We start from the raw sequence: 21,309 nt of genomic DNA, 5'->3' as shown, positions 1-21,309 counted from the left end.
CGTGAACTTCGGCAGCTCGATCTTGACCGAGCGCGCCGCCGGGCCCTCGCCGATGATCAGGTCGAGCTGGTAATCCTCCATGGCCGGGTAGAGGATCTCCTCGACCGCCGGGTTGAGCCGGTGGATCTCGTCGATGAACAGGACGTCGCGCTCTTCCAGGTTGGTGAGCTGGGCGGCCAGATCCCCGGCCTTGGCGATCACCGGCCCGGAGGTCGAGCGGAAGTTCACGCCGAGTTCGCGCGCCACGATCTGAGCGAGCGTGGTCTTGCCCAGGCCCGGCGGCCCGACGAACAGCACGTGGTCGAGCGCCTGCCCGGTCTTCCTCGCCGCCTCGATGAACACCTGCATGTTCGCCCGCGCCGCGCGCTGACCGATGAACTCGGACAGGCTCAGGGGGCGGATCGTCTGATCGACGTCCTCGGTGCGCTTCTCCGGTGTCAGGAGCGCGTTGGTCGGAGGCTTCGACTTGCTCATGAACCCTGCTTCGTGGACCGTGCCGCGGCCCGCGATGGGCGGTCTCGCAGGACGGCTGGGCACCGGCGCGTCCGGTTTTGTTCTTCCTTACCCGTGAAAGCCGGGAAGTCTAAGCGCCGCGGCCGGGCAAGGTGGCCAGGTGTCGTGGCCAGGTGTCGTGGCCAGGTGTCGTGGCCGGGCGTCGTGGCCGGGCGTCAGCCCGTGTGGCGCCACCGGCGATGTGAGCGAGCGCACGGGCCGTCGCGATCGACGCAACCGGGATGCAACCGAACCGCCGGCCCGCGCATTCCTGGACCAAACCTCCCAGCATGGCCGCAGGGCGCTTCTCCCCGATGAAATTCCGTACGATCGCTGCCGCCGCAGCCGGCACCGTCATGCTCGCCGTTCCGCTCGCGGCCCAGGCCGCCAACGGCCCGGCCGAGACCAAGGTCGCCGAGGCCAACCCGCAGGTCCATCCCGTCTCGGCGGAGCGGGAGGACGACGTCACCTGCAGCCGGGCGCGCCGCCGTCTGTGGATCGAGGGCGAGGGCTGGGTGGTCCGGCGGATCACCACCTGCCGCTGACCGGTGCGCACCCGGGGGCCGATCGGCTGGGCATCACGGGACCTTTACGCACTCTGCGCGACAGGAGACGCGGAACGGCCGGTGATCCGGTCTGTTGGCCCCGCACCCGGCGCGCACCGCGCCCGCCGACACCCCTCGGAGCCGGACCCATGGCCAACCGGACGATCGTGACCCTGCTCGCTCTGGCGGCGGCGGCGCCCGCGTCGGCGCAGACCTTCCGGAGCACCGATCCCTACGCTCCGGTCGCCTACGCGCCCGGTTACGCCGCCGATCCGGGCTTTGCCGGCGAGTTCGTGCGGGGCACCTATATCGGCGCCCCGCTGACCCGCGTGCCGCGCCCGACCCAGATCGTGCCCACGCCCTGGAGCTACGGCACCTACGGCGTCCCGACGGTGACCGGCATCCAGGCCGCTCCGGCGGCCGAGCCGACCCTGACGGTGATCAACGCTGCCCCCTACGGCCGCCGCGGCGCGCGCGCCGTCGGGGCCGACCCGGTCGCGGGGGCCCGGGTCATCGCGGTTCAGGTTCCCCGGCGCTGAGCGCCGCGAACCACGCCGCGTAGGGCGTGTTGCGGACGAGGTGCCGGTTGAGGTCGGGCGCGCCGTCCGTCCACCAGACCGGCCCGCGCTCGCCGAGTCCGACCTTCGCCGCATCGACCTCGGCCCTGGCGGCGGCGAGCGCCTCCGCGGCGCCCGGCTCGCCCGCGCGCTCGGCCCGCTTGGCCTCCTTCACGCCCCGGCGCGCCGCCATCAGGCGCTGCACCAGCGCGGCCCGACAGGTTTCCGACAGGTCGGGCTTCGCGCGGCGCCACAGACGCGCTCGGACAACGATATAGCGCCGATCTGGAGTGGTAATGGCCACGCTCATACCGGGGTTCAGCTCCGTTGGGGGGCGGTTAAGCCTTCCAGCTTACACCGCGGATATCGGGTGCGGGTCAGGCCATGCAGATCGTCATCGTCGACTCGAGCCGCGTCGTGCTGCAGATCATCGCGTCCCTGATCGAGCCGCGCGGCCACGCGGTGCACCCGTTCACGGATTCGGAGCGGGCGCTGGAGTTCCTGGCGGCGACGCCCGCGGTCCGGGTCCTCATCACCAGCCTGGAGGTGCGGCCGCTCTGCGGGCTCGAACTCTGCTGGTCGGCCCGGCTCCTCGCCGAATCCCGCGGGCCGCTGCACGTCATCACCATGTCGTCGGCCCGCAACGTCCGCAGCCTGGCCGAGGCCCTCGACAGCGGCGCCGACGACTTCATCGAGAAGCCGCCGAGCGCCGAGGAGCTGAACGCGCGCCTGCGCGCGGCCGAGCGCCTGACCACCATGCAGGAGGAGCTGATCCGCCTCGCCGAGACGGACCCGCTGACCGGCTCCTACAACCGGCGCGCCTTCTTCAAGCGCGCGCGGGCCGCCGCGGCACGGGACCCGAGGCCGGGCGCCGTCTCGGCGATCCTCCTCGACATCGATCACTTCAAGCGCATCAACGACGAGCACGGGCACGATGTCGGCGACGTGGCGATCAAGGCCGTGGCCGAGCTGATCGCCGGTGCCGGGATCGCGGGACGCCTCGGCGGCGAGGAATTCGCGGTCATCCTGCCCGGCCGCGGGCTCGCGGAGGCCGTGGCGCAGGCCGAGCGCCTGCGCGCCGACGTCCAGGCCCTGCGGATCAGCGGGACGCGGGGTCCGATCGCGCTGAGCTGCAGCTTCGGCGTCAGCACGTGGCGCGACGGCGACAGCGTCGAGGCCCTGGTCAAGCGGGCCGATGTCGCGCTCTACGCGGCGAAGGGCGGCGGCCGGAACCGGGTGGTGCCGGATCACAGCGAGGGTATCCGCGCCGTCGCGGGCTGAGCCGGACCGCCCGTCCCGGATCGGCACAGTCCGTCGAGCGGTGTCCCACCGTCGTCCCAGATCGGCGCATTGATTCGCCGAGTATCCGTTTCTGGGGAGCGATTCGGCCAATATAAAGCTTAATATTCGCGAGTTGTTGCTGGAACGGATCTTGGAACTTCGCCTTCGATCCCGGCCGCCTGTATCAAGCCGGGAGAGAGAGGTGCGAGGTCATGAGTACGGCCGTTGGCGTCCTGATCCTGGATGAGCCGGAGGACCTGAGCGCGACGGTTCGCGCCACCCTCGAACACATGCCCGAATTCCACACCATCGGCGAGGCCGATCTCGATCGCGCCGACGCCGGCAGCAGCGTCGCCCTGGTCTTCCTCGACGAGATCCGGCTGGCCGACGGGATCGCCCGCATCGTCGCCCTGAAGGAGCGCCAGCCGGCGCTGCGCACGTTGGTCGCCTTCGGCGCGCTGACGGCGGACGACCTCCGCGCCCTGCTGGCGGCGGGCGCCGACGCCTTCGTGGCGCGCTCCAAGTCGCCGCGGGACCTCGGCGCGGCGCTGCTGGCGCTGGCGGAGGGCTCGGACGTGCTGGTCCCGCCGGAGCAGCCGGTGGCGATGCCGCCGGAGGCCGGCGAGAGCCTCGGGCTGACGCCCCGCGAGGCCGAGGTGCTGCGCTTCCTGAGTTCCGGGTTCAGCAACAAGGAGGTCGCGCGGCGGCTGGCGCTCAGCGTGCGAACGGTGGAGACTCACCGGCTCAACCTGCGGCGCAAGACCCAGACCGGCCGGCTCAAGGACCTCGTCTCGCTGGCCCGCCAGCTCGGCCTAGCCCCGGTGGTCGATTCCGGCGATCAGGTTCGGCGCGGCACCGACAACCGGTCCTCGGGCAACGACAACCAGTCCCGGCACTGAGAGGGGGATCGGGCGGTCTCGGCGAGACCGCCCCCCTAAGCGGCCGCGGCCGCCTTCCGGGCTCCGGACGCGCGCTTGGCCGCCGTCCCGCTCTTGGACCGCTCTGGCACCTTCGCCCCGCGTTTCCGCGCGCCCGCCGGCTTGACCCGACCTCCGGCCTTGACGGCGTCCTCGGCGGCGGAGAAGCGCGCCTGCAGGAGTCCCAGCACCGCCGCCTCCTCGGGCCGCAGGCTCGACAGGTCCTCGCTCAGCTCCGATTCGACCGCGTCCTTCACCTGCAGGAGCAGGCCGCCCTCCAGGTAGCAGTCGAGGATCTGCGGGTGGATGTAGCACTTGCGGCAGATCGTCGGCGTGTTGCCGAGGCGGCCCGCGACGTTCTCGATGGCCGCGCGGATGTTGCGCTTGGCTCCGGCCTCGCTGTCGAAGCTCTCGAACTCCCGCAGAGCCAGCGCCGCCAGCACCGTGCCGGCCCAGGTCCGAAAATCCTTGGCGGTGAAGTCCTCGCCGGTGATCTCCCGCAGGTACGCGTTCACGTCCGAGGAGGTGACGTCGCGCTGGGTGCCGTCCGGGTCGAGATACTGGAACAGCTCCTGGCCCGGCAGGTCCTGGCAGGCCTTGACGATCCGGGCGACCCGCCGGTCCTTCAGCGACACGTCCCAGGTCTTGCCGCTCTTGCCCTTGAACCGGAACGACAGGGCCGAACCCTCGATCCGGACATGGGGATCGCGCAGGGTCGTCAGGCCGTAGCTCTTGTTGGTCCGCGCGTAATCGTCGTTGCCGACGCGGATCAGCGTGGTCTCCAGCAGGTGGACGACGGTGGCCAGCACCTTGTCGCGGGAGAGGCCTGGCCGCTTCATGTCGGCGTCGACGCGCCGGCGAATGCCCGGCAGCGCGTCCGCGAAGGCCATGATCCGCGAGAACTTGTTGGCCTCCCGCGCCTGCCGGAAGTCCGGGTGGTAGCGGTACTGCTTGCGCCCCTTCGCGTCGCGGCCGGTCGCCTGGATGTGGCCGTTCCGGCGCGGGCAGATCCAGACGTCCGTGTAGGCCGGCGGGATCGCGAGGCCGCGGATGCGGGCCAGCACGGCCCTGTCGCGCACCGGCGCGCCCTTCGCGTCGCAGTAGCGGAAGCCGGTGCCGCTGCGGCGGCGGGTCAGCCCGGGCCGGCCGTCATCGACGTAGACGAGTCCGGCCTCCTCGGCCGCGGCGCGGAGGTCTCCGCCGCTCTCCGCCGTCTCGACGCACGCCATGAACAGCCCCTCCCATCGACGCCGCCGGGCTGCCTCGCCCGGCGAGAAGGCCTTGGACAACCGGCGGCACGGGATCGCCGTTCCGGGCCTGCACATCCGTCGCAGGACTGGCCCCGCCGCCGTGCTAGAGGGGGCGGATGCAGTCCGATGCCGAACCCGGGAATCTGCCCGTTCCGATGCGCCGCCTGGTCTTCGTGGTGACCGAGGACTGGTTCTTCGCCTCGCATTTCCTGCCGATGGCCCGCGCCGCCGTCGGCATGGGTCTCTCGGTCGCGGTGGTGACGCGGGTCCGCCTCCACCGGGCCGCCATCGAGGCGACCGGCGCGCAGGTCGTCAACCTGGAGGCCGAGCGGGCGAGCCTCAACCCGATGGCCGCGGGCTACGCGGCCGGGCAGCTCGCCGCGATCCTGAAGGCGCTGAAGGCCGACATCGTCCACTGCATCGCCCTGCGCGGCATCCTGGTCGGCGGCACGGCCGCCGCCATGGCGGGCATCCCGTCCCGCGTCTTCGCCCTCACCGGCCTCGGCCTCGTCGGCGCCCGGAGCGACCGCCTCGGCCGGGCGGCGCGCCTCGCCCTGCGGGCGCTGATCCGGGGGCCGCTGGCCTCGTCGCGGACGCGCTTCCTCTTCGAGAACCCCGACGACGCCCTGGCCCTGGGCCTGGACCCGCTCGACCGGTCGGTGACCGTGGTGGGGGGCGCCGGCGTCGATCCCGCGATCCTCGTCCCGCAGCCGCTGCCGCCGATGCCGCCGCTGCGGGTGGCCGTCGTCGCCCGGATGCTGTGGTCGAAGGGGATCGACGTCGCCGTCGAGGCCGTCCGCCTCGCCCGGAGCCAGGGCGCGCCGGTGGAGCTGGCGCTGTACGGCGCGCCGGACCCGTCGAACCGGCGGGCGATCGGCGCCGACACCCTGCGCGCCTGGAGCCGCGACGGCATCGTCTGGCACGGGCCGACGACCGATGTCGCGGGGGTCTGGGCCGGCCACCACGTCGCCTGCCTGCCCTCGCGCGGCGGGGAGGGCCTGCCGCGGACGCTGCTGGAGGCCGCCGCCTGCGGCCGGGCGCTGGTCGCGTCCGACGTCCCGGGCTGCCGCAGCCTCGTGCGCGACGGCGTCGAGGGCCTGCTCGTTCCCCCGGACGACGCGCCCGCCCTGGCCGCCGCGCTGGCGCGCCTGAGCGGCGATGCCGGTCTCGTCGCCGGCCTGAGCGCGGCCGCGCGGGCGCGGATCGAGACCGGGGGCTTCACCGAGACCGCGGTGACCGACCAGGTCCGCGCCGTGTGGCGCGACCTGCTGGAGGCCTGACCGTGCGCGCACCGGACGATCCCGCCGGCTTCATCCGCGCCAACACCCGCCTGCTGCCCGTCCCCCACGCGCCCGAGATCCGCCTGCACGTCGCCGACGAGGCGACCGATCTCTGGCAGCGGACCGAGGAGGAGTTGCAGGCGATCGGGCTGCCGCCGCCGTTCTGGGCGTTCGCCTGGGCGGGCGGCCAGGCGCTCGCCCGCTACGTCCTCGACAACCCGGACGTCGCGGACGGCGCGCGCGCGGTGGATTTCGCCTCGGGGTCCGGCCTCGTCGCGATCGCGGCGGCCCGCGCCGGGGCGCGCCACGTCGTCGCCAGCGACCTCGACCCCTTCGCCGTCGCGGCGATCGGGCTGAACGCCGCGGCCAACGGCGTCGGCGACCGCGTCGCCGCGATCGCCGACGATCTCCTCGCCACGGATCCCCGGGCCGATCTCGTCTTGGCGGCCGACGTGTTCTACGAGCGCGACCTCGCCGAGGCCGTGACCGCCTGGCTCGTTCGCCTGCAGGCGCGCGGCGTCACCGTGCTGATCGGCGATCCGGGCCGCACCTACCTTCCGCGGGACCGCCTCGACTGCCTCGCGACCTACGAGGTTCCGGTCTCGCGCGCGCTGGAGGATTCCGAGATCAAGCGCAGCCACGTCTGGCGGCTCCGCGGATGACGGATCCGCCGAGACGGTCCCGCCGGACCGCCGCCCGCGCGGCCGCGCCGAGGCTTTATCCGGCACGGGAATGCGTTACCGTCGAATCGACCCGCGTCGCGTGCCGCGCATGCGCCAGGGTGTTCGGAGTCCCGGATCAGGGCGTGCTGCGGCGGAAGGTTTCGTGGTGAGTGTCGAGTCGAGTGTGAAGCCTAGCCGTGCCCGCGTCGTCGCCTTCTCGGGCAGCGCCAAGCGACCCTCGCGCACCCGCATCCTGGTCGAGGCCCTCGGCGCCGAACTCGGTCGCCTGCGCGCGATCGACCTCGCCGTGTACGACCTGATGGATGCCGGCCCGGGCCTCGGCGCGACGCAGCGGGACGACCTCTCGGCGCCCGCCGCGCGCCTCGTCGAGGCGATCGAGGCGGCGGACGCGCTGATCGTCGGGACGCCTGTCTACCAGGGCGGCTATGCCGGGCTGTTCAAGCACGTCTTCGACTTCGTCGACCCGGCCCGGATGATCGGCATGCCGGTGGCGCTGACCGCGACGGGCGGGGGCCTGCGCCACGCCCTGGTGGTCGAGCACGGGCTCCGGCCCCTGTTCGGCTTCTTCGCGGCCCATGTCGCGCCGACCTCGGTCTATGCCGGGTCCGACGACCTGGTGGACGGCCGCATCGTCGACGAGACCGTGGCGATCCGGCTGCGCGCCGCGGCCGCGGAACTCGCAGCCCTGCTCGACGTGTCGCGGACGGCCTCGTCCGGCGCATCCGGCTGACGGGAGACTCCCCCGGCCTGAGGCGGGCCCTAGATCGGAGGGGGACCACGCTCTTCCGCGAGGGATCATGTCAGGCTCTCCGCTCACGGCCGGCAAGGCGCCGACCGCGCTGCCCGCCACCTACGTCACGGCATCCGGACTGCCGCGCTACCACCCGGTCTCGCAGGCGCTGCACTGGCTGAACGCCGCCCTCGTCCTGGCGGTGCTGCCGCTCGCCTGGGTCGCGATCAGCCTGCCGCCGACACCCGCCAAGGGCAGCATGTTCGTGCTGCACAAGTCGGTCGGCCTGACGATCCTGGCAATCGTGGTCGTGCGGATCCTCTGGCGGATGATCCGGCCGGCGCCGCCGGACCCGCAGGCGCCCCGGCTCCTGACGCTGATCGGGCGCATCAACCATTTCCTGCTCTACGCGATCTTCCTGATCATGCCGATCAGCGGCTACCTGCTCAGCGCGCTGTCCGGGCGCGACACGCCGTATTTCTGGCTGTTCACGATCCCGGGACTGCCGAAGGACGACGCGACGCAGAAGATCTTCGAGTCGATCCACGTGTTCGGCCAGTGGCTCGTCTACGCCCTGGTCCTGCTGCATATCGCCGGCACGGCGTGGCACTTGGTCATCCGCCGCGACGGTCTGCTGGAGCGGATGCTGCCGGTCCAGGACGGGCGCGGCTCGTCGCGCTGACGCACCCGTCATCGAGCGCGCGGCCGTCGCCGCGCGGTGCGCTCAATCGACGCGGCGCAGGACGAAGGTGGTGCCGACCTCGGGATCGCGCCGCCACCGGCCGTCGCCGCTCGGCACGAGGTCGATGCTGTGGCCCCGCTTGGCGGTCAGCGTCATCCGGCCCTTCGCGTAGCGCCAGCGCACCGGGTCGAACACCTCCAGGCCGCTGTCGTGGCAGCCGGGGACGATGCGCACGCCGCCGCCGGTGCCGTCGAGGTTGATCCGGCAGGTGTCGCGCTGCTGGAAGCGGTCGAGGGCGTAGAGGCCCGGCGCCGGCCCCGCCGAGGCGGTCGCGGTCGAGGCGGTCGGCGGCGGCTGCAGCTCGGCCGGCACCGGGGCCGCGGTCTGGAGCGGGGAGAGGGCCGGGCTCGCCGGATCCGTCGGCGCGGTCTCGGGCGCGGCGGCCGCGTCGGCCGGCCGCATCGCGACGATGTCGAGGGGAACGAGACTGTAGCGCTCGCCGCCCTCGGCCTGGGCGACGAGGCTGCGCTGGTCCGGCCGCTTGGCGAAATCGAGGACCGGGCGGACGTTGCGGTCGACGAGGCGGACGGCCCCGTCGACGAAGAGCCAGCCGGCGACGCTGTTCAGGACCGGCAGGGCCCGTCGGCATCCGGCCGGGAAGCGCAGCCGCTGCCCCGCCTCGCCGCTGTCGAGCACCAGCGTCATGACGCAGCGGCGGTTGGTGCCGTCCCGCGACAGGTCCCAGGTTCCAGGCACCTGCCCGAGCTTCTCGGGGAGGCTCGGCGGCGCGGTCGGAGCCGGGGGCGCTGCGAGCGTCTCCGCGGCCGGAGGAGGGGACGGCGGTGCGGCCTCCTCGGTGGCGGCGGGCACGTCCTGGGCGGCGGCCGGCCGGACGATCGCGGCGGTCGCGATCAGCGCCGATGCGGCCAGCAGGGCGGCCCGAGCCTGTCTCACGCGGTCGGTCTCCAGGGTGTCTCGGCGACGGGCGTCAGCGGACCCCGTCCCTCGAACCACGAGACGACGTTGTCGACGACGAGCTGGGCCATCGCCGCGCGGGTGTGCTCGGAGGCCGACCCGACATGCGGCAGCAGCACCGTGTTGTCGAGGGCGGCGAGGTCCGCGGGCACGTGCGGCTCGTTCTCGAACACGTCGAGGCCGGCGCCGAGGATCGTGCCCGCCTTCAGCGCCGCGGTCAGCGTCGCCTCGTCGACCAGGGTGCCCCGGGCGACGTTGATCAGGATGCCCTCGGGGCCGAGCGCCTCCAGCACGGCCGCGTCCACGAGGTTGCGCGTGTCGGCGCCGCCGGGCGCCACCACGATCAGGATGTGGACCGCGCGGGCGAGGCCGATCAACGTATCGTGATATGTGTAGGGTATGTCGGCCTGCCGGCTGCGGCCGTGATAGTCGATCGCGACGCCGAAGCTCTCCAGGCGGTGGGCGATCGCCCGCCCGATCCGGCCGAGACCGAGGATGCCGACCCGCCGCCCGCGCAGCGATGCCGTCAGCGGGAAGGGCGCCTTGGGCCAGTGGCCGTCCCGCAGGTAGCGGTCGGCCTGGGGGATCCGCCGCAGGGTGGCGAGGGTGAGGCCGAGGGCGAGGTCGGCGACCTCGTCGGTGAGGACGTCCGGCGTGTTGGTGACGACGATCCCGCGCCGCTGCGCCCCGGCGGCGTCGACGGCGTCGTAGCCCACGCCGAAATTCGCGATCAGCTCGAGGTTCGGCAGCCGGTCCATCAGCGCCCCGTCCACCCCGCCGCCGACGCAGAGCGCCCGGATCCGCGGGCCGATCTCGGCGAGCAGGGCCTCCGGGTCCGCGGCCTCAGCCAGCCGGTGGACCCCGTACCGCCCCGCGAAGGCCTTCTCCACGAGCGGGTGCATCTTCCGGAGCAACAGGATCTCGACCGGGGCCTCAGCCATCGTTCACTCCCACGTTCGGCCGCGCGTCGGTGTCGGCCGCCTCCCCCGTCCCGGCATAGAGCCTGTGCGGGGTGGGGCGCCAGCGCGCAGGAGTGGCCGGCGGTGACAACCGCGCGGATCAGCCGGGCGGCCGTTCGGCCGGCACAGGGCTCGCCTCTTTCGAAAACCGCGCGCGATGCCTACTAAGGACCACGCATCATCGCGAGAGTTCTGCACCGACCCCAATCGCCGAAGACGAAGACCGATGACCAGCCCGCGCACCCTCTACGACAAGATCTGGGACGACCACGTCGTCGATGTCCAGCCGGACGGCTCCAGCCTCCTCTACATCGACCGGCACCTCGTCCACGAAGTGACGAGCCCGCAGGCCTTCGAGGGTCTTCGCGTGGCCGGCCGCAAGGTGCGCCATCCGGAGAAGACGCTGGCCGTCGTGGACCACAACGTCCAGACCTCGGACCGCTCGCAGGGCATCGAGGATCCCGAGAGCCGCACGCAGCTCGAAGCGCTCGCCGAGAACGTGCGCGACTTCGGCATCGAGTTCTACGACGCCCTCGACCGCCGCCAGGGCATCGTCCACATCATCGGCCCGGAGCAGGGCTTCACGCTGCCCGGCCAGACGATCGTGTGCGGCGATTCGCACACCTCGACGCACGGCGCCTTCGGGGCGCTGGCCCACGGCATCGGCACCTCGGAGGTCGAGCACGTGCTCGCCACCCAGACCCTGGTGCAGCGCAAGGCCCGGAACATGCGCGTCTCCGTCGATGGCACGCTGCCGCCCGGCGTGACCGCGAAGGACATCATCCTGGCGATCATCGGCGAGATCGGGACCGCCGGCGGCACCGGCCACGTCATCGAGTATGCCGGCGAGGCGATCCGCGCGCTCTCGATGGAGGGCCGGATGACGATCTGCAACATGTCGATCGAGGGCGGTGCCCGCGCCGGCATGGTCGCCCCCGACGCGACGACCTTCGCCTACGTGAAGGACCGCCCGAAGGCGCCGAAGGGCGCGGCCTTCGACGCAGCCCGCCGCTACTGGGAGAGCCTCGTCACCGACGCCGGCGCGCATTTCGACCGCGAGGTGCGTCTCGACGCGGCCAACCTGCCGCCGATCGTCAGCTGGGGCACGAGCCCCGAGGACGTGATCTCGATCCAGGGCCGCATCCCGGACCCGTCCGAGATCGCCGACGAGAACAAGCGGCAGTCGAAGGAAAAGGCGCTCGCCTACATGGGCCTGACGCCGGGCACCCGGATCACCGACATCACCCTGGACCGGATCTTCATCGGCTCCTGCACCAACGGCCGCATCGAGGATCTGCGCGAGGTCGCGCGGGTCGTCGGCGACCGGAAGGTGCACGAGGGCGTCTCGGCGATGATCGTGCCGGGCTCCGGCCTCGTGAAGGCGCAGGCCGAGGCCGAGGGTCTCGACAAGATCCTGAAGGCGGCGGGCTTCGACTGGCGCGAGCCGGGCTGCTCGATGTGTCTCGGCATGAACCCGGACAAGCTGCGTCCGGGCGAGCGCTGCGCCTCGACGTCGAACCGCAATTTCGAGGGCCGCCAGGGTCCCCGCGGACGCACGCACCTCGTCTCTCCGGCCATGGCTGCGGCCGCGGCGGTCACCGGACACTTCGTCGACATCCGGGAGTGGCCGCAGGGCTGAAATCGCGATTGACGCCGGCGGCTCCGTTGCCTAAACGGAGCCGTCGCCGGCCGATGGCCGACGGCGAGCCCAGGTGGCGGAATTGGTAGACGCGCTGGTTTCAGGTACCAGTCTCGCGAGAGGTGAAGGTTCGAGTCCTTTCCTGGGCACCAAATGCCTGACAGCAGCCCGCCAACGTATTGGCGGGCTTTGTTGTTTCTGGGGTGCGGGATCTGCGGACCGAGGATGCGGGCGCCCGTCCCGCCTCTCGGGCCGTCAAAGCCCGACCCACTGTCCGCGTATCGGTCGCCCCGTTCGACCGACCAGCCCCGGCGCTGTGCCGCCGTTTCCTCGGCTGTGGCGAGCCATGCGATCACGGGGCGGCGAGGAGGCACGGCGGTAGGAGTGGTCGTCCGGGTCTCAGGGGGCACCGTTCGACCTGGAGACCGGAACCGCGGTGCCATCCCGCGCGTAGACGAGGTCTCGACATTCCCCAGCGAGATCACCTCGAACCGCCCGGCTCCGGCCGTGGCGGTTTTTTCGTGCCCCGCGCTGCGACAGCGCCGTGCGCGCGGCGGCGTGACGTCCCTCCGGGGATCCACGCAAACCCGCCGGCACGGCCGCGCCGGCTTCTCCCGATCACGCTGCGGTGACGCGCCGGTAGCTTGCCGCGAAAGCCTGGGCTTCCTCGTGCGTCAGATCGGTGACCACCAGCCCCGGCGCGTAGACCGTCCAGCGGCCGTCGTTGTCCTCCGATATACGGATCTCGACCACCGCGGACCTCCTCGATTGCGAGTGGAAGCTCACCGCTACTCTCGCGAATTGTTGTGGGGGTGCAATACCTCTTAAGGTGCTGGGGTTTCCTCCGGCACGGAGACGCGGCGGCATCCGCGGGAGCCCATTTCCCGGCAGGGGCACGCCCCGCGTGACCGCTACAGCCAGCGCTCGTCGAGGTCCGTGGCGTTCCTGTCCGCGACAGGCTGCGTCTCGTCACCCTCGGCGAACACCACCACGTCGTCCGGTCCGACGTCGCGGGTCGCGTAGAAATCCCAGCGCCGGTGGATCACGCGCGGGCCGCCGAAGATTCGGTAGGCGTTCCAGTACCGGTCGTCCCGGAAGCCGACATAGTGGACGCAGCGGGTCGCCATCGGCTCACCGGAGGCGGGCCATCAGCCGGGCCAGGCGCGGCCGCAGCGGCAGCGACAGCCGGTAGGCCAGCTCGGCGACCGGCAGAATCGGCCGGACACCGAGGACGCGCAGGTCGACCAGGCGGCCGAGCCAGCGCCAGCCGGGCAGTGTCTGCCAGAGGCGCGCGAACGCGGCGGCGCCGGAGATCAGCTGCCCGTCCGCGGTCCGGACATGGAAGCGGCGCAGGGCCCGGGCTCGGTCGAGATCCGCGCCGAGCGCCGGCTCGGGCGCTCCGGAGCCGACATCGACGAAGGCGAGCCGGTCCGCGCCGGCGCACCGGCGATACTGGTCGATCTCGGCGCGGCACAGTGGGCAGCCGCCGTCGTAGTAGACGCTGAGCCGCCCGTCGGAGCGATCCTCGGCCATGGCCGCGCCGGTGCTCAGGGGCTCAGTTCGCGGGCGGGCTCAGGACGAGCTTGCCCTTGAAGGGCGCGTCGGCGTTGCGCGTGCTGGTGCAGGCGTACTCCTCCTGCCCGGCCTTCATCGTCCGCAGGCGCAGCGTGCCCCTGCCGTTCTGCTTGACCGTGTAGCCCTTCTCGCTGGCGACATGCACGAGGTCTCCGTCGGCGTGCAGCACGAGGCCGTTCTCGAACTGCCCGGGCGCGGTGATCGTCACCGGCGCGTCGGCGCTGCTCACGATCTTCAGCGCGACGTTGGTGTCGGCCGGAAGCTTGAGCTCGGCCGGGTCGCAGACCGGCTTGCCGTCCTTCAGGCTGATCGTCAGCTCCACGGGCGGCATCGCGTCTGTGGCGGGCGGCGGCAGGGGCTTGCCCTGAGCCAAGGCCGGCCCTGCGGCCAGGACAGCAGAGAGAGCCAGGAGCGTCGCCGATCCGCGCGCGAGTGTCAGCATGTCGATACGTCCGGATTGGAGGGGCAGCGCGCTCCGCCGAGCACACCGCCGGGAAAGGCGGCGCGGTCAGCGACGTTCCCGGGCGCAACGCCGCACCCGGGCGGATGCCAGCGATCGCGCCCGCGGGTCCCGCCGCCGGATCAGCCGGCATATCCCGGGGGCGTCACGCGGTATAAGGACCCGCTTCGGTTTTGAGTGAGGTCGATTCGCGTGCGGTCCGGTTCAAGGCTCTCCGAGCGCTGGTTCACGCTGGCGCTCTGGCTCGTCGCGCTGGTCTTCGCGTGGTTCCTGATCGGGCTCGGCTCGCTGGTCGTCGGCGATCTGCCGCAGGTTGAGCACCGCTACACTCTCGACCAGTTCCTCGACACCGACCAGGGCACGGCGTCGGCCGAGGCCCTCAAGCAGATCCGCCGGGAGCAGGACGACAACCGCCGGACGGTCGAGCAGGACCAGCTCGCCCTCGAGGCTGCGCAGGCCGCCTCCGAGGGCGCGCGCGAGACCTTCGCCAACTGGCTGAAGACCCGCGACGCCACGCAGCGGGTCGACCAGGATCCCGGGCTCATCGCGCGCACGCAGCAGCTCGACGCGCTGAAGGCCGCCGAGCGCACCATCGAGGAGCGGCTCGCGGCCCTGGCGCGGACGGGGCTCGACCTGTCGGAGCGCGAGGCGGCGCAGCTGCGCGTGGACACCGACCTGCGGGCCGCCGCGCAGACGCGCCTCGACGCGGCCGAGCGCGGCCAGGAGCTGCGCGTCTTCGGCTATCGCCTCGCCCTGACGCTGCCGCTGCTGGCCCTCGCCGGATGGCTCCTGCTCAAGCGCCGCCGCACCCGCAACTGGCCCTTCGTGTGGGGCTTCGCCTTCGCGGCGGCCTTCGCGTTCTTCGTCGAGCTCGTGCCCTACATGCCGAGCTACGGCGGCTACGTGCAGTACGGCGTCGGCGTGATCGTCACCCTGGTCGCGGGCCGGGCGGCGATCAACGCGCTGCACGCCTACCGCGCCCGGCAGGCCGTGGTGGAGGCGCGCCCGGACGCCGAGCGGCGGACCGAGATCGCCACCGACCAGGCCCTGGCGCGCCTCGCCAAGAAGGCGTGCCCGGGCTGCGAGCGGCCGATCGCCCTCGACGACGCGAGCACGAATTTCTGCCCCCATTGCGGGCTCGGCATCTTCGCGCACTGCCCGTCCTGCGCGCAGCGCAAGAGCACCTTCGAGCGCTTCTGCCGGGCCTGCGGCACCCGGAGCCCGGATCTCGCGAGCGAGGCGCCCTGAGGCCGCCCGGGCACCCGGGCACGCCTCAGGCGTTGTCGCCCCGGATCGCCGCGATGACCGCGTCGGTGACCTGACGGGTCGTCGCTGTGCCGCCGAGGTCCGGCGTGTGCAGGTTCGGATCCGCGGTGACCCGCTCGACCGCGCGCATCAGCCGGTCGGCCGCCGGCTTCTCGCCGAGGTGCTCCAGCATCTGGCACGCCGTCCAGAAGGTCGCGACCGGGTTGGCGATGCCCTTGCCGGCGATGTCGAAGGCCGAGCCGTGGATCGGCTCGAACATCGACGGGTAGGTCCGCTCCGGGTTGATGTTGGCGGTCGGCGCGATGCCGAGCGACCCGGCGAGCGCCGCCGCGAGGTCCGACAGGATGTCCGCGTGCAGGTTCGTCGCCACGATCGTGTCGAGGGTCTCGGGCTTCGTCACCATGCGCATCGTCATGGCGTCGACCAGCATCTTGTCCCAGGTCACGTCCGGGAAGTCCTTCGCGACCGCGGCGGCGATCTCGTCCCACATCACCATGGCGTGGCGCTGGGCGTTGGACTTGGTGACCACGGTGAGCAGCTTGCGCGGACGGGAGCGGGCGAGCTCGAACGCGTAGCGGATGATCCGGTCGACCCCCGAGCGGGTCATCATCGAGACGTCGGTGGCGACCTCGTTGGGATGGCCCTGGTGGACCCGTCCGCCGACGCCGGCATACTCGCCCTCCGAGTTCTCCCGCACGATCACCCAGTCGAGCTCCGGACCCGAAACGTTGCGCAGCGGGCTGGTGATGCCCGGCAGGATCCGGGTCGGGCGGACGTTGGCGTACTGGTCGAAGGGCTGGCAGATCGCGAGCCGCAGGCCCCAGAGGGTGATGTGGTCGGGCACGTCCGGCGCCCCAACCGCGCCGAAGAAGATCGCGTCGTGGTTCCGGATCTGGTCACGGCCGTCGGCCGGCATCATCGCGCCGTGCCTCTTGTAGTAGTCCGATCCCCAATCGAAATGGTCGAACTGGAAGGCGAAGGAGCCGGTCTTCTCGGCCAGCGCGTCGAGCACCTCGATGCCGGCGGCGATGACCTCGACGCCGATGCCGTCCGCGGGGATGGCCGCGATGGTGTAGGTCTTCGTCATGGGTGTCTTCTCGTGTGTCTTCGGGGGCGAGACGAGAAAGCGAGCGCGTGACGGCGGGCGCGGCCTCGGTGTCCGGATCGGGACGTGTAACGTTTTGTGACACTGTGCAGTTTCGCGTTGCCGTGCCGCCGGCCGCCCCTATGCTCGCCCCATGCACGAGGGCACCACCATCGCCATCGTCGAGGACGATCCCGACATCCGCGCCCTGCTCGCCGGCTACCTGGAGGGCGAGGGGTTCCGCGCCGTCGCCCTCGACGGCGGCGCGGCCCTCGACCGCCTGATCGCGGCGGGCCCCGCGCCCGACCTCGTCGTCCTCGACTGGATGCTGCCCGGCGAGGACGGCCTCTCCATCTGCCGCCGGCTCCGCGACGCCGGTGGCCCGCCCGTCGTGATGCTGACCGCCAAGGACGAGGACATCGACCGGGTCCTCGGCCTGGAGATGGGCGCCGACGACTACGTCTCGAAGCCGTTCAACCCGCGGGTCCTGCTGGCCCGGATCCGCGCGGTCCTGCGACGGGCCCACGTCGCCGGCGGCCAGCCCGCCGCGGCCGCCTCCGAGCGTCTCAGTGTCGCCGACCTCGTCGTCGATCTCGCGGCCCGCACCGTGATCACCGGCGATCCCGCCGCCGAGATCCCGCTGACCAGCGCCGAGTACGACCTGCTCCACTGCTTCGTCACCCGGCCGCAGCGGGTGCTCTCGCGCGACCAGCTCCTCGACTGGACCCGGGGCCGGACCGCGGACGCTTTCGACCGCACCATCGACGTCCAGGTCAGCCGCCTGCGGCACAAGCTCGACGCCTCGGGCAGTCAGGCCGCGTCCCTGCTCAGGACCGTGCGCAATGCCGGCTACATCCTGGCCGCCCCGGTCCGCTCCGGAACGCCGTGATGGGCCGCGTCGGGCTCCTCGGGCGCATCATGCTGCTCCTGCTCGGCGCCCTCTCCCTGCTCGTCCTCGCCACCGTGGCCCTGGATCACTGGCAGCGCCGGGAGGAGCGGCTGCCCGCGGGCTCGCGCTTCCCGCGGGTCGACCAGGCCGCCGGCATCATGACGCTGCTGCGCGACGCGGATCCCGCCCAGAGGCCGGCCATCCTGAAGGCGGTCAGCGGCGAGGTGCTGCGGGCCGAGATCGTCGACGCGCCGCCCGACACCGTCGACCTGATCCGCGAGCCCCGCCTGGAAACTCGGATCCGGCGGATGACGGCCGAGCCGGCCGACCGCGTCCAGGCCTACACCGACGCCGCCCTGCTGCGCCGCGGCGTCGATCCGGCCAACATCGCGCAGGCCGAGCGCGCCGGGCCGATCGGACGCCTCGCGCTGGCGACCTACCGGCTGCCCGACGGCCGGTACGCGGTGATCAGCGCGGCCGAGCATCGCCGCTCGTTGATGCCGTGGCTGTTCGGCCAGCCGCTGAGCCTCTGGGTGGCGGTGCTCGGCGCCGCGGCGGCCGGTCTCGTCCTGGTCGGCACGCGCCACGAACTCGCGCCGCTGCGCCGCCTGACCGACGCGGTCTCCCGGTTCGACGGCCGCGCCCCGGAGCGGGTGAGCGCGCCCCGGGGGGCGCCCGAGATCCGGCGTCTCGCCCAGGCGGTGCAGGGCATGCAGGAGCGGATCGCCGGCCTCATGGCCGAGCGCTCGCTGCTGATCGGCGCCATCTCGCACGACCTCAAAACCTACCTGACGCGGCTGCGCCTCCGCGCCGAGGTGGTGGCGGAGCCGATGCTCCGGGACAAGCTTGTGGCAGATCTCGACGCCATGACCGAGCTGATCGAGGCGTCCCTGGGTTTCGCCCGCGGCACCGCCGTCGAGGCGACCCGGGCACCGGTGGATCTCGCCGATCTCGTCGCCGTCGAGGTAGCCGAGCACGCAGCCCAGGGCGCCACGATCAGCCTGACCGGCGAGGAGGTGCGGGACGCCACGGTGGCCGGTGACGCGGTCGCCCTGCGCCGGGTCGTGGCCAACCTGATCGGGAACGCCGTCAAGTTCGGGCGCTCCTCGGTGGCGGTGGCGGTGAGCCGGGCCGGGACGGTGTGCCGGATCGTCGTCGAGGATGACGGGCCGGGCATTCCCGAGGCGGAGCGGACGGCGGTGTTCAGCCCGTACTACCGGGTCGAGCGCTCGCGCAGCCGGCAGACCGGCGGGACAGGCCTGGGCCTCGCCATCAGCCGGCAGATCGCCGAGGCCCACGGCGGCACGGTGGTGGCGGAGGCCGGCGCGGACGGCGGCGCGCGGCTCGTCGTGACCCTGCCGAGCCTGTCCTGACGGCGGCCCGCAACGGGCCCGCAACCGGCCGTTACACATCGTTACAGGACGGCGCTCCCCGGTCACATCCGGGCAGCGCGCGCGGACGAACCTTCGCTCACACGCCGCGGCGGATCCTCCGTCCCGGCGGCGGCAGCCGGCCCCGGGCCGCGCTGACCGATCGAGCAGAAGGAGATCACCGATGTTGAAGGTTCTCGCTCCCGCCGCCCTCCTCGTGAGCCTCGCGGTGCCCGCCTCGGCGCTGCCGCTGGTGCAGGACGCCGTCTCCGACGGCGCCGACGGCGCCCGGATCATCCAGGTCTACGGCGGCTGCGGTCCCTACGGCCATCGCGGCCCGTACGGCGGCTGCCGCACCGGCGGCCAGTGGGGCGGCTACATCCGCGGCCGCTCGTGCCCGGCGGGCTTCCACATCGGCCCCTACGGCCGCCGCTGCTGGCCGAACTGAGACGCCGGGACGCTCGATCGCGTCCCCCGTTCCGCGTCCGGCCCCGCGGCCGGACTCCCGTGGAGACACTCCCGGAGTTGAGTCATGATCCGCACTCTCGTCCTGCCCGTGGCGCTCGCCGCGGGGGTCCTGTTGGCCGGCTCGAGCGCCGAGGCGCGCGACGGCTGCGGGCCCGGCTTCCACCGCAACGTCTACGGCTGGTGCCGGCCGAATCTGGGCTACAGGCCGTTCGTCTACGTCCCGGTCTATCCGCGCGTCGGCTACCGCTGGCACCGACGCTTCGCGTGGGGCGGCGGCTATCGCTGGGGCGGCTTCCGCCATGCCGGCTGGCATGGGGGATGGCATGGGGAATGGCGCGGCGGCTGGCATCGGGGCTGGCACGGTGGCTGGCACCACGGCGGCTGGCACCATCGCTGGTGAGCCCGGGGCGGATCCGGCCGCGCCCGTCCGCTACGGCAGGACCAGGCCGGAGGCCGCGTAGGTCAGGGCCGCGACCAGGGCCGCGGCCGGCATCGTGATCACCCAGGCGATCACGATGCCCTGCGCGACGTTCCAGCGGACCGCCGAGACCCGGCGGGCGGCGCCGACGCCGACGATGGCGCCCGTGATCGTGTGGGTGGTCGAGACCGGGATGCCGAAGGCCGTCGCAGCGAACAGCGTCGCGGCGCCGCCGGTCTCGGCGCAGAACCCCTGCATGGGCGACAGCCGCGTGATCTTCGACCCCATCGTGTGGACGATGCGCCAGCCGCCCATCAGGGTGCCGAGGGCCATGGCGGTCTGGCAGGACAGCACCACCCAGAGGGGCACGTGGAACGACCCGCTCTCGCCGTGGGCGTAGAGCAGGGCCGCGATGATGCCCATGGTCTTCTGGGCGTCGTTGCCGCCGTGGCCGAGCGAGTAGAGCGAGGCCGAGACGAACTGGAGGCCCCGGAACAGGCGGTCCACCGCGTGCGGCGTCGAGCGGACGAAGATCCACGAGACCGCCAGCATCAGCAGCAGCCCGAGGGCGAAGCCCAGGGCCGGCGAGAGGACGATGGCGGCGCTGGTGGCGATGACGCCGGGCCAGACGATCACGCCGACCCCTGCCTTGGCGATGCCGGCGCCGAGCAGGCCCCCGATCAGGGCGTGGGAGCTGGAGGACGGGATGCCGGCGTACCACGTGACCAGGTTCCACGTGATGGCGCCGCCGAGCGCGCCCATGATGACCCGGTCGTCCACCGTCGCGACGTCGATGATGCCCGAGCCGACCGTGCCGGCGACGTGCAGGCCGAAGACCAGGAAGGCCACGAAGTTGAAGAACGCCGCCCAGAACACGGCGTAGCGGGGCGCCAGCACCCGCGTCGACACGATCGTGGCGATGGAGTTCGCGGCGTCGTGCAGCCCGTTGAGGAAGTCGAAGACCAGGGCGAGGACGATGAGGACGACTAGGAGCGTCACGCGGCGACCTGCGGCTCAGACATGTTCGACGACGATGCTGCTGATCTGGTTCGCCACGTCCTCGAAGCGGTCCATGACCTTCTCCAGGTGGCCGTACAGCTCGGACCCGACGAGGAAGGCCATGGGATCCCGCCCCGAGGCCTTGAACAGGGCCTTCAGCCCGTCATTGTGCAGGTCGTCGGCCCGCCCCTCCAGCTCGATGACGCGCTCGGTCAGGCTGTTCAGCGCGGCGGCGTTCTCGCCGAGGGCCCGCAGCTTCGGCAGCGCCTCGGCGGTGACCTGCGCGGCCTCCTGGATGACCGCGCCCATCTCGCGCATCGCCGGCTCGAAGGTGGTCACCTCGAAGAGCTGGACCGCCTTGGCGGTCTTGAGCATCTGGTCGATGGCGTCGTCGAGGGAACCGACCAGGGCCTGGATGTCGCCGCGGTCGAACGGCGTGATGAAGGTCCGGCGGACCGCCAGCAGCGCCTCGCGGGTGATCCCGTCGGCCGCGTCCTCGTGGGCCGCGATCGCCGCGTAGGCCGCCGGGACGGCCTGAGTCCCGTCGAGAAGTCCTCGCAGGGCGGCCGCGCCGTCCTCGAGCGTCCGCGCGTGACGCTCGAAGAGATCGAAGAACCGGTCCTCCCGCGGCATCAGGGCGCGAAACCAAGCCAGCATGGCGTGTCCGGATCGAGAGGTCGGCGCGGCGGCCGGGTGCGACGGCACCCGGCAGGCACAACGGGCGAGAGCGCCGACCCGATCCGGGAGCCGGCAAACAATCTGCCAGCGGGGCGGCGCCGGCCGGCGCCGC

Annotated in this window: 26 protein-coding genes and 1 tRNA gene; 15 read left to right on the top strand and 12 right to left on the bottom strand. The window is 72.5% G+C overall.

The genetic code is table 11. The features are described 5' to 3' along the window. The coding region (locus tag BMY19_RS27185) for an AAA family ATPase (RefSeq protein ID WP_139215715.1) at positions 1-474 on the bottom strand (474 nt) is incomplete at its 3' end. A 332-nt stretch (positions 475-806) separates the two neighbouring features. Between BMY19_RS27185 and BMY19_RS27180 the strand changes: the two genes are divergently transcribed. Together BMY19_RS27180 and BMY19_RS27175 are read left to right on the top strand one after the other, a co-directional pair. Continuing rightward, on the top strand, positions 807-1,037 hold the full coding sequence (locus tag BMY19_RS27180) for a hypothetical protein (protein WP_100253539.1): 231 nt from the start codon (positions 807-809) through the stop codon (positions 1,035-1,037). Positions 1,038-1,186: 149 nt separating this feature from the next. Next, entirely contained in the window at positions 1,187-1,576 is a 390-nt protein-coding gene (locus BMY19_RS27175) for a hypothetical protein (protein ID WP_091976952.1), read from the top strand. Here BMY19_RS27175 and BMY19_RS27170 read toward each other — a convergent pair. Beyond that, a complete protein-coding gene (locus BMY19_RS27170; RefSeq protein ID WP_100253537.1) occupies positions 1,548-1,904 on the bottom strand; it encodes a hypothetical protein in 357 nt (118 codons plus the stop codon). The genes BMY19_RS27175 and BMY19_RS27170 overlap by 29 nt on opposite strands. A gap of 74 nt (positions 1,905-1,978) precedes the next feature. On the opposite strand from BMY19_RS27170, the gene BMY19_RS27165 reads away from it, so the two are divergent. Continuing rightward, on the top strand, positions 1,979-2,875 hold the full coding sequence (locus tag BMY19_RS27165; protein ID WP_020095850.1) for a GGDEF domain-containing protein: 897 nt from the start codon (positions 1,979-1,981) through the stop codon (positions 2,873-2,875). A 212-nt stretch (positions 2,876-3,087) separates the two neighbouring features. Continuing rightward, positions 3,088-3,774: a LuxR C-terminal-related transcriptional regulator gene (locus tag BMY19_RS27160; protein WP_091679872.1), complete on the top strand. Its 687-nt coding sequence runs from the start codon at positions 3,088-3,090 to the stop codon at positions 3,772-3,774. Between the two features lie 35 nt (positions 3,775-3,809). Here BMY19_RS27160 and BMY19_RS27155 read toward each other — a convergent pair whose 3' ends face one another. Beyond that, positions 3,810-5,021: a DNA topoisomerase IB gene (locus tag BMY19_RS27155; RefSeq protein ID WP_100253536.1), complete on the bottom strand. Its 1,212-nt coding sequence runs from the start codon at positions 5,019-5,021 to the stop codon at positions 3,810-3,812. A gap of 137 nt (positions 5,022-5,158) precedes the next feature. Between BMY19_RS27155 and BMY19_RS27150 the strand changes: the two genes are divergently transcribed. From BMY19_RS27150 to BMY19_RS27135, 4 genes are all read left to right on the top strand, one after another. Beyond that, positions 5,159-6,322, top strand: a complete 1,164-nt coding sequence (locus BMY19_RS27150; RefSeq protein WP_100253535.1) for a glycosyltransferase — start codon at positions 5,159-5,161, stop codon at positions 6,320-6,322. A 2-nt stretch (positions 6,323-6,324) separates the two neighbouring features. Beyond that, positions 6,325-6,984: a class I SAM-dependent methyltransferase gene (locus BMY19_RS27145; RefSeq protein ID WP_020095846.1), complete on the top strand. Its 660-nt coding sequence runs from the start codon at positions 6,325-6,327 to the stop codon at positions 6,982-6,984. Between the two features lie 184 nt (positions 6,985-7,168). Beyond that, positions 7,169-7,735 (top strand): NAD(P)H-dependent oxidoreductase, encoded by a 567-nt coding sequence (locus BMY19_RS27140; RefSeq protein ID WP_244535033.1) that lies wholly within the window; start codon positions 7,169-7,171, stop codon positions 7,733-7,735. A gap of 67 nt (positions 7,736-7,802) precedes the next feature. Further along, positions 7,803-8,417, top strand: coding sequence for a cytochrome b (locus tag BMY19_RS27135; RefSeq protein ID WP_091976944.1), 615 nt, complete (start codon positions 7,803-7,805; stop codon positions 8,415-8,417). 42 nt (positions 8,418-8,459) lie between these two features. Here BMY19_RS27135 and BMY19_RS27130 read toward each other — a convergent pair whose 3' ends face one another. Beyond that, complete coding sequence (locus BMY19_RS27130; protein ID WP_100253533.1) at positions 8,460-9,371, bottom strand: AprI/Inh family metalloprotease inhibitor; 912 nt, start codon at positions 9,369-9,371, stop codon at positions 8,460-8,462. Beyond that, positions 9,368-10,333, bottom strand: coding sequence for a 2-hydroxyacid dehydrogenase (locus BMY19_RS27125; protein ID WP_091976941.1), 966 nt, complete (start codon positions 10,331-10,333; stop codon positions 9,368-9,370). Before BMY19_RS27125 ends, BMY19_RS27130 begins: the two co-directional genes overlap by 4 nt. A 244-nt stretch (positions 10,334-10,577) precedes the next feature. On the opposite strand from BMY19_RS27125, the gene leuC reads away from it, so the two are divergent. Further along, positions 10,578-11,990, top strand: a complete 1,413-nt coding sequence (leuC, locus tag BMY19_RS27120) for a 3-isopropylmalate dehydratase large subunit (RefSeq protein ID WP_020095841.1) — start codon at positions 10,578-10,580, stop codon at positions 11,988-11,990. 67 nt (positions 11,991-12,057) lie between these two features. Beyond that, positions 12,058-12,142: transfer RNA gene (locus BMY19_RS27115), tRNA-Leu, on the top strand. A 466-nt stretch (positions 12,143-12,608) separates the two neighbouring features. Here BMY19_RS27115 and BMY19_RS31685 read toward each other — a convergent pair. The 4 genes from BMY19_RS31685 to BMY19_RS27100 form a co-directional block, all read right to left on the bottom strand. Then, on the bottom strand, positions 12,609-12,743 hold the full coding sequence (locus BMY19_RS31685) for a hypothetical protein (RefSeq protein WP_267965754.1): 135 nt from the start codon (positions 12,741-12,743) through the stop codon (positions 12,609-12,611). A 158-nt stretch (positions 12,744-12,901) separates the two neighbouring features. Beyond that, positions 12,902-13,117, bottom strand: a complete 216-nt coding sequence (locus BMY19_RS27110; RefSeq protein ID WP_012317770.1) for a hypothetical protein — start codon at positions 13,115-13,117, stop codon at positions 12,902-12,904. A 4-nt stretch (positions 13,118-13,121) separates the two neighbouring features. After that, positions 13,122-13,523: a thiol-disulfide oxidoreductase DCC family protein gene (locus BMY19_RS27105; RefSeq protein ID WP_100253532.1), complete on the bottom strand. Its 402-nt coding sequence runs from the start codon at positions 13,521-13,523 to the stop codon at positions 13,122-13,124. Between the two features lie 22 nt (positions 13,524-13,545). Beyond that, positions 13,546-14,007, bottom strand: a complete 462-nt coding sequence (locus BMY19_RS27100; protein WP_100253531.1) for a cupredoxin domain-containing protein — start codon at positions 14,005-14,007, stop codon at positions 13,546-13,548. Positions 14,008-14,217: 210 nt separating this feature from the next. On the opposite strand from BMY19_RS27100, the gene BMY19_RS27095 reads away from it, so the two are divergent. Beyond that, entirely contained in the window at positions 14,218-15,273 is a 1,056-nt protein-coding gene (locus BMY19_RS27095; protein WP_056525360.1) for a zinc ribbon domain-containing protein, read from the top strand. 25 nt (positions 15,274-15,298) lie between these two features. On the opposite strand, the gene BMY19_RS27090 is transcribed toward BMY19_RS27095, so the two are convergent. Beyond that, positions 15,299-16,378: a tartrate dehydrogenase gene (locus BMY19_RS27090; RefSeq protein ID WP_056525363.1), complete on the bottom strand. Its 1,080-nt coding sequence runs from the start codon at positions 16,376-16,378 to the stop codon at positions 15,299-15,301. A gap of 151 nt (positions 16,379-16,529) precedes the next feature. On the opposite strand from BMY19_RS27090, the gene BMY19_RS27085 reads away from it, so the two are divergent. The 4 genes from BMY19_RS27085 to BMY19_RS27070 all read left to right on the top strand — a co-directional run bounded on the left by BMY19_RS27085 (position 16,530) and on the right by BMY19_RS27070 (position 19,502). Further along, a complete protein-coding gene (locus BMY19_RS27085; RefSeq protein ID WP_091976936.1) occupies positions 16,530-17,264 on the top strand; it encodes a response regulator in 735 nt (244 codons plus the stop codon). Then, entirely contained in the window at positions 17,264-18,637 is a 1,374-nt protein-coding gene (locus BMY19_RS27080) for a sensor histidine kinase (protein WP_100253530.1), read from the top strand. The genes BMY19_RS27085 and BMY19_RS27080 overlap by 1 nt, the downstream gene beginning before the upstream one ends. Before the next feature lie 181 nt (positions 18,638-18,818). Then, positions 18,819-19,082, top strand: coding sequence for a GCG_CRPN prefix-to-repeats domain-containing protein (locus BMY19_RS27075; RefSeq protein ID WP_042673859.1), 264 nt, complete (start codon positions 18,819-18,821; stop codon positions 19,080-19,082). A gap of 84 nt (positions 19,083-19,166) precedes the next feature. Further along, complete coding sequence (locus BMY19_RS27070; RefSeq protein ID WP_100253529.1) at positions 19,167-19,502, top strand: GCG_CRPN prefix-to-repeats domain-containing protein; 336 nt, start codon at positions 19,167-19,169, stop codon at positions 19,500-19,502. A 30-nt stretch (positions 19,503-19,532) separates the two neighbouring features. Here the strand turns inward: BMY19_RS27070 and BMY19_RS27065 are convergent, their stop codons facing one another. Further along, on the bottom strand, positions 19,533-20,519 hold the full coding sequence (locus tag BMY19_RS27065; RefSeq protein ID WP_100253528.1) for an inorganic phosphate transporter: 987 nt from the start codon (positions 20,517-20,519) through the stop codon (positions 19,533-19,535). 15 nt (positions 20,520-20,534) lie between these two features. After that, the gene (locus BMY19_RS27060; RefSeq protein WP_042673855.1) at positions 20,535-21,176 is read right to left on the bottom strand and encodes a DUF47 domain-containing protein; all 642 of its coding nucleotides are present in this window, start codon (positions 21,174-21,176) and stop codon (positions 20,535-20,537) included. Positions 21,177-21,309 lie beyond the last annotated feature (133 nt).

It is taken from the genome of Methylobacterium sp. UNC300MFChir4.1, from assembly GCF_900110155.1.
Taxonomy (GTDB): domain Bacteria; phylum Pseudomonadota; class Alphaproteobacteria; order Rhizobiales; family Beijerinckiaceae; genus Methylobacterium.
Note: the sequence above shows the minus strand (reverse complement) of the source record. Positions and strands in the feature narration are given on the sequence as shown.